This window comes from Pedobacter sp. 01N416, assembly GCF_056399685.1.
The window spans coordinates 1-7,792 of sequence record NZ_JBFTRT010000216.1 but is presented as its reverse complement, the minus strand read 5'-3'; the positions used below and the strand labels follow the sequence as shown (position 1 = coordinate 7,792).

6 protein-coding genes are annotated in these 7,792 nt (G+C 36.9%); all 6 read left to right on the top strand.

Annotation, left to right across the window (positions count from 1 at the left end):
- A partial coding sequence (sov, locus tag AC1DND_RS13495) for a T9SS outer membrane translocon Sov/SprA (RefSeq protein ID WP_477582298.1) occupies positions 1 to 874 on the top strand: 874 nt, incomplete at its 5' end.
- A 211-nt stretch (positions 875 to 1,085) separates the two neighbouring features.
- Positions 1,086 to 1,964 (top strand): hypothetical protein, encoded by an 879-nt coding sequence (locus AC1DND_RS13490; RefSeq protein ID WP_477582296.1) that lies wholly within the window; start codon positions 1,086 to 1,088, stop codon positions 1,962 to 1,964.
- Positions 1,965 to 2,301: 337 nt separating this feature from the next.
- Positions 2,302 to 2,682, top strand: a complete 381-nt coding sequence (gene gcvH, locus AC1DND_RS13485) for a glycine cleavage system protein GcvH (RefSeq protein WP_477582294.1) — start codon at positions 2,302 to 2,304, stop codon at positions 2,680 to 2,682.
- A 10-nt stretch (positions 2,683 to 2,692) separates the two neighbouring features.
- On the top strand, positions 2,693 to 3,118 hold the full coding sequence (locus AC1DND_RS13480; protein WP_477582292.1) for a VanZ family protein: 426 nt from the start codon (positions 2,693 to 2,695) through the stop codon (positions 3,116 to 3,118).
- A gap of 321 nt (positions 3,119 to 3,439) precedes the next feature.
- The gene (locus AC1DND_RS13475) at positions 3,440 to 6,256 is read left to right on the top strand and encodes an outer membrane beta-barrel protein (protein ID WP_477582290.1); all 2,817 of its coding nucleotides are present in this window, start codon (positions 3,440 to 3,442) and stop codon (positions 6,254 to 6,256) included.
- A 174-nt stretch (positions 6,257 to 6,430) separates the two neighbouring features.
- Positions 6,431 to 7,792, top strand: a 1,362-nt coding sequence (locus tag AC1DND_RS13470) for a TonB-dependent receptor (RefSeq protein WP_477582289.1), incomplete at its 3' end; no start/stop codon positions are given.

Genomic DNA, 7,792 nt, shown 5'->3' with positions numbered 1-7,792 from the left:
GTTTATGGCCAATAGGATCATTATCTCTCGAAGATTGGGTGCTCAGAATCCAAATTCAGGGGGTGTAAACGGCGGTTATGCCGATGGTTACAGTAAAGAAAGCCAGGATGTAATTATCTCTGCTTTTATGGCCGCTTATTCAGGCAAAGATGCCGGGAAAACGAAAATGAATGCCTTTCCTAAAATTCCACTTCCRAACTGGAGTTTAACCTATAGCGGATTAACACGTATTCCTTTTATCGCCGACAAGTTTTCATCTGTCGATATCAGACATGGCTATCGCTCTGCCTATAATATTAATGGCTTTAACTCATTATTGCGTTATCAGGAAACCAATGGTGCGGTTAGCAGTAGAGATGTAAATAATAATTTTTTACCGGAATACCAGTTTGCTCAGGTAACCATTTCTGAATATTTTTCTCCGTTGGTTGGTGTTGATACCAGGTTTAAAAATAACCTGACCGCTTCTTTCGAATTAAACCGTTCACGTTTATTGGGATTAAGTTTATCAAACAGTCAATTGGCACAGCTATCAGAAAACAATATGGTTTTAGGATTGGGCTACCGTACCAATAAATTCCGTTTCCCATTTGGATGGTTTAAAAGCCTGAAAATGGATAACAACATGGATTTCAAATTGGATGTAGCTATCCGCGATAATAAAACCGTTATTTACAGGGCTGATGTTACCGAAGCGGAAGTTTCTTCAGGAGCAAAAAACATTACCTTAAGACCAAGTGTAGATTATGTGTTGAATCAGAAATTTAATATCAAATTGTTTTACGATTCGAATATTACAAAGCCTTATACTTCACAAACCTTTAATACTTCATTCAGTAATTTCGGATTTAGTTTAAGGTTTACACTGAATTAATAGCTTAGGATCAAAAGCTATTGATTATTGGAAGCCTCTGGTTCATTACGTTACATTTTATCCAGTGCTTACCATTTAGCTTTATGCCTCTAGCCTACGAATAATCTGCCGGATAGATTGCGTGATAGATGACCTTGCTACGTTTCAAAACGATTTGCGACGCGAAGAACATTAAACACGAAAGTCTTTACACTTAGACGTAAAATGTCGAATGAATAATAGTCATCACAATAAAGGTATACAAAGAAAGTTGATGGATAGGTTCCGTGAGAAAAACATCCATGAAACTTCTATTAAAGATTACATGGAAAGTTTTTCTCGCATGATAAACCATTTCAAATTTGTTTTTTTTAAGCTTCCGTATGGACTTAAATTACATCGCGTCAGGGTCCATAAAAGTCCGGAGGACATCAAAAATCTATCTGATTTATGGTGTCCAGAACCCACCAGGTCTATCGGAAGGTTGAATGACCTTAATGATACGATCCTATATACCTCCCATGGGGCCGATACGTCAATCCGAGAACTAAATCCAGTTGATGGGATGTATTGCACATGTTTAGAGCTGGAAATACTCCATCCGGTAAATTTTGTTCATATCGGCATTCTTGAATTTATATCAAATGAGAATGCTTTCTTTAATAGTAAAAAGCACGCCGACTATAATAATAAGGCTATCAAAATAGCCTACAACAATAATAAAAAACTCATAGAGATAGATCGCGAACTGAAAAGATTTATTACCGAAGAATTCGTTAAGGATGTGGATCCTGGGAATATTGATGAATACAAAATTTCAATAGCTATAGCTAAACAATTTTTTCTTTCAAAGGATATTGGTGCTATCGCTTATCCAAGTATTAAGTCAGATAAATTGAATATCAATGTTGCTATCAAATCAGATATTGCTAAGACTCATTTAATTGCCACTAGGATTGATATGTTTCAAATTAAAGACTCAGTGCACCAAGGGAAACCGAGACAAGCTTTGTATCCAATAAAAGGTTGTTACCAAGGCATCAACTTTATTCGTCCATTAGAATTTTCTGATTCTAAAGACGTTGAAGGGTGGGCGACAAAAGATATTTAACAACCAATGAAAAGGTAAAACTCTATATTATTGAATTTTTAACAATCACAATGTCCTTGATTACAACAAGAGCAAAGACATCGCAGTGAATGTGCCTATGCTACATGAATTAGATATCCAGTTACAGTAAACAGTGGTTTCTTATTTGAATGCTCATTTGATTACGAATATGTGCTTTTTTCCTAGGTACTACTTATCGTGAAATTAACTAAAATTTACCCTTTGCTAATGCTTAAACTAAATTGTATTTTTGGCCGGTAAACGCTGGGAAACGTTTTATCCATACAAGCTTAATAAACAAGAAAATTAATATAACTTATATCAATAAATACAAACCATGAATTTTCCATCAGAATTAAAATACACTAAAGACCACGAGTGGGTTAAAGTTGAAGGTAACGAAGCTATTATCGGTGTTACTGATTTCGCTCAGCGCGAATTAGGTGATATTGTTTATGTTGACATCAATACTGTAGGCAGCGAAGTAGCAAAAGAAGAAGTTTTTGGTACTGTAGAAGCCGTTAAAACAGTGTCTGATTTATATATGCCGGTTACGGGTACGGTATTAGAAGTTAATGCTGAGCTAAACGATAATCCGGAATTGGTAAACGCTGATCCTTACGGAAAAGGTTGGATGGTAAAAGTATCTTTGGCTGATTTAGCTGAAGTAGAAGATTTATTAACTGCAGAAGCTTACCAGGAACTGGTAGGAGCATAATTATTATATTTTGTACAAAGCACTGAAACAGCAAAAATGGGCCGTTCTATGGACCATAGTAGTTTTAGTGCTTTGTAATATTGAAATTTCCGATTCTGTGGGTGGAAGCGGTTTTTTCTTTAAAGGCTTTGATAAAATGACCCATATGGGTTTTTTCTTTGTCTTATCGGTATTACTCTTCTACGGGAAAATAAGATATCAGCATACCTTCGCTTTCAGAACATTGACCATTTTTAAAATATTGCTCATCAATGCGGCAATTGGAGGCGGAATTGAACTGTTACAATGGAAAGTTTTTACCTACCGATCTGCAGAATGGTGGGATTTTGGCTGCGACATGTTAGGGGCATCCATGGCAGTTTTTAGTTATGTATTGCTTCATAAATTAAATTTCAATGAAACCATGACGAATACACCGCTTACCAAAAACAATTAATGTATCCGGAATCGCTTCATTGCAATTGAAAATAAAATAAAAACAATGAAAACGAAAGTTAGTATCATCTGTGTAATTGTGGCCATATGTTTAAGTGGATGCAGTATTTTTAAAAAGAACTGTAACTGCCCAAAAGTGTACTACAAAACTTATCCTTCACCACAAAAATAATCCCACTTCCGATCGATCTTCCTTTTAGATCTGATCGCCTACTAAAAGCTGTATTTAAAATGTTACCAAGCTTTTAACACACCTTAACAAACCTTTGCGCCTTTCCCTAGTCTGATAGCTTAGTTTTGTATTATAATATCTAATTTTTTGATGAAAAAAAACGTTCAGCGGGCAATATTCATTGTGCTCCTATTTTGTGGATATATTGCCCAGGCTCAAAATACTGGTTCAATAAGCGGTAAAGTAATTAACGCGAAAGATAAAAAGCCAGTCGACTTTGCTACAATAGCAGTTAAGAGCTTAAAAGATTCGAGTGTTGTTGCTTCAGGGCAAACCAATCCGGATGGATCTTTTAGTTTTAAGGGCATTGCGCCAGGTAAATATAGAATCTACTCCGCCTTTTTAGGTTTAAAAACAGCTACTAAAGATATAGAAGTGGCTAAAGCAGCAGTAAATGCGGGCGAAATTGCCATGAGCGACGATGGCGTTGATTTAAAAGATGTTAACGTTACCGCAACCATTCCAATTGTAGTAAAGAAAGACACCATTGAATTTGATGCCAAATCTATCAAGGTACGTGAAAATGCAGTTGTAGAAGATTTATTAAAGAAAGTACCAGGCGTAGAGGTGGCAAAAGATGGAAGTATTAAAGCCCAGGGCGAAACCATTACCAAAGTAAAGGTGGATGGAAAAGAATTTTTTGGAAACGACCCCTTATTGGCTACAAAGAATCTTCCTGCCGATATGGTTGATAAAATTCAGGTAATTGACGAGCTTTCCGAGCAGGCCCAGTTTACTGGTATTGATGATGGAACAAGAAATAAAATCCTGAACATTACAACCAAAAGCGGCATGAAACATGGTTATTTTGGAAACAGTACGGTAGGCTACGGTTCCAATGACCGATATGATGCRAGTTTGAACGTCAACAAGTTTGATGAAGACAGGCAGATTAGTTTTATTGGCCAGTTTAACAACGTGAACAAACAAAACTTTGGTCAGGGCGGTGGTGTAGGCAACGGATTTGGAGGCGGTGGTGGTCGTGGAGGCGGCGGTTTTGGCGGCGGTGGAGGCGGAAGTAGCGCTGGTGGAAATGGTGGTATCACCAATACAAATGCAGCGGGTTTAAACTTTGCAGATACCTATAAAGATGGGACCCAGTTTCAGGCCAGTTACTTCTTTAACAAAGCAACATCCGAACTGTTGCAGAATTCGCACACACAAAATCTTTTAGGTACAGGAACAACCGATATTAATCAAAAATTAGATAATACTACAGATCGGATCAACCATCGTTTCAATTTTATGGTTGATACTAAAATAGACCCTTCGTTATCGATCAAGATTCAACCCAATGTAACCTATACCGAAACTGATGGGAACAGCGTTACAGACTATACCCGAAATTTTATAACTTCATTAACAGAAGGTTTACAACGGAACACGACAACTGCAGCTACGCCTGCGTTTAGCAATAATTTATTAGTAAGAAAAAGTTTTAAACGTAGAGGTCGTACCCTTTCGTTAAACGTTAGTACCAGTATTAATGATAATAATGGTACGAATCTTAACTATAGAGATGAAACGATTACCACTGGTACTTCAAAGAGAGATTCATTAACCAACCAGTTGAATAATACAAGCAGTCATTCGATTAATAATACGACACGATTAGTTTATACTGAGCCCTTAAATAAAACCTTAAGTGTAGAATTTAATTACCAGAATGGGTATTCAAATAGCGATTCGCAAAGAGATGTTCTTAATTACAATCCTTTAACTTTGCAATATGACCTTGTAGACAATACTTTCTCGAATATTTATAATAACCGTACCCTTACCAATGCGGCAGGCGTTAGTTTAACAACAACAGAGAAAAAGTACAACTGGAATATTGGAGTAGCTGCACAGCAAACCAACAGGGTGAACACGAATTTAACTACTGGCTTAAAGCGTACGCAGAATTTTATTAATATTACCCCTTCAGCGCAGTTCAGGTATAACTTTAGCAACCGTAAACGCTTGTTTATTAATTATCGTGGTTCTACCACTCAACCAAGCATTGATCAGATTCAGCCAATTCCTGATAATACAAATTCGCAAACTATTTATGTAGGTAACCCAGCTTTAAAACCTTCTTTTAATAACCAGTTAAGGATTAATTTCAATAACTTTAATATTGAAAACGGTAGATTTTTCTTTGCAGGACTAAATTTGACACAAACTTTCAACAGTATCGGTAATAGTGTTGCACAGCTGCCTAGTGGTATTCAACAGGTGAGTTATGTTAATGTTGATGGTGTTTATGCAGGTAATGCTAATGCAACATGGTCTTTACCTTTAATGGCAGAGCGTAAATTAACCTTAAATATATCAGGTAATGGGGCTTATAACAGGAATGTAAATTACATTGTTCCACAGGGCGGTACCACATCAGTTAAAAACATTACCAATACGTATACCATTTCCAACGGTTATAAACTGGTTACCAACGTTGATAAATTTGATTTAACGGGGGGGATCACCGGTAGCTATACCAATTCATCCTTTTCAGCCCAACAATCTGCCAATACACAGTTTTATACCATTAATCCAAGCTTCGATGTAAGTTATGTATTGCCAGCCAATATCAGGTTAGCCATAGATATTGATTATTTCAGAAATTTTGGTGGTGGCGATCTGTATAACCAGGAATATACTATTCTTAATCCATACATCAGCCGTCAGTTCTTTAAAAACAGAGGTACATTTAAATTCTCTGTTAATGATGCACTTAACCAGAATACAGGAGTAAGCAGAACAGCTACAGGCACATCAATTCAGGATGTTAACTTTAATGTGTTAAAACGCTATTATATGTTGTCATTCACTTATTCGTTAACCCGTATTGGTGGCAGAACAATGAGTGGAGATATGCAGATGCCAGGTCAACGCGGTGGCGGTGGCGGTCAGCGCATAAGAATGTAAAGTATAATGCTTTAAATAATGAGAGTCCTGATGAAAATCGGGACTTTTCTTTTTATGCCCATTTCGTTTCCATATTAAATGTGTGATTGACATTTATGTATTTCAAATGTTACCAAAGTAAAATAAACCTTTGTAAAAGTCGCTAGTCTCTATGCTATAAACCAAACTAACCGAATGAAACAAATTTTTACGCTCCTACTTATTTTATCATCTTTTTATGTTTACGCTCAGAAAACGGGTTCAGTTAGCGGACGGGTTATTCAATCAAAAGATAAAAAACCGATCGATTATGCTTCTTTGGCTGTTAGAAACCTAACAGATTCGAGCATGGTTGGTGCTGTAAGTACCACCGAGGATGGGAAATTTGTTTTCAAAAACTTAAATCCGGGTACTTACAGACTTTATGCTGCATTTTTAGGCTTAAAGAATATCACAAAAGATTTTACAATCGCGGCAGATAAAACAGATGTGGCCTTGGGCGATATTGTTTTAGAAGGTGGTGCGATAGACCTTCAAACGGTTGATATTAAAGCAGAAATTCCGCCAATTGTAGTAAAAAAGGATACGCTCGAGTTTAATGCAAGCTCGTTTAAAGTGGTAGAGAATGCTGTAGTTGAGGATCTGTTAAAGAAATTGCCAGGAGTAGAGGTAGATAAGGCCGGAACAGTAAAAGCCCAGGGCGAAACCATTACAAAAGTTAAGGTAGACGGTAAAGAGTTTTTTGGGAACGATCCTTTATTGGCCACTAAAAATCTTCCGGCCGATATGATCGATAAAATTCAGATTATTGATGAACTGTCAGATCAGGCACAGTTTACCGGAATCGATGATGGTTCGAGAACCAAGATCATTAATATCACCACCAGAAAGGATAAGAAAAACGGTTATTTCGGAAACAGTTCTGGAGGTTATGGTTCTAACGACCGTTACGATGTAAATGCGAACATTAACCATTTTAATCAGGACAAACGCTTAAGCGTAATTGCACAGTTCAACAATGTAAACAAACAAAACTTTGGCGGTGGCTTGGGTGGAGGGAATGGCGGCAGTAATGGTGGCCGGGGCGGAATTACCGATACCAAAGCTGGCGGGTTTAATTTTTCGGATGAATATGCCGATCAAACCGAAATTAGCCTGAGTTATTTCGTTAATAAATCTGATAACCTTATTCTGTCGAACAGTGTAAGGCAAAATTTATTGGGTGATGAAACTACGGTTTTTAAGAACAATCAGGTCAATAATTCCGATCGTTTAAACCACCGCTTAAACTTTATGGTCGATACCAAGATTGATTCGCTAACCTCGCTTCGGATACAGCCAAATTTAAGTTATACCGATAACGAGAGCTTAAACAACAGCACCTATACCCGCGATTTTAATAAGTATATGATTACCGGGTCACAATTGTTAAGAAATCATAATACTGCACCATCCATTAGTAACAACATTTTATTGCGTAAAAAATTTATGCGTAGGGGGAGAACACTTTCATTAAACTTCAGTACCAATATCAACAATAACGATGCTGATAATTAC

What these genes read in the sequence shown, in the direction of transcription:
- AC1DND_RS13490 (WP_477582296.1), top strand. Translation starts at nt 1,086, where the DNA reads ATGAATAATAGTCATCACAATAAAGGTATACAAAGAAAGTTGATGGAT.
- gcvH (WP_477582294.1), top strand. Translation starts at nt 2,302, where the DNA reads ATGAATTTTCCATCAGAATTAAAATACACTAAAGACCACGAGTGGGTT.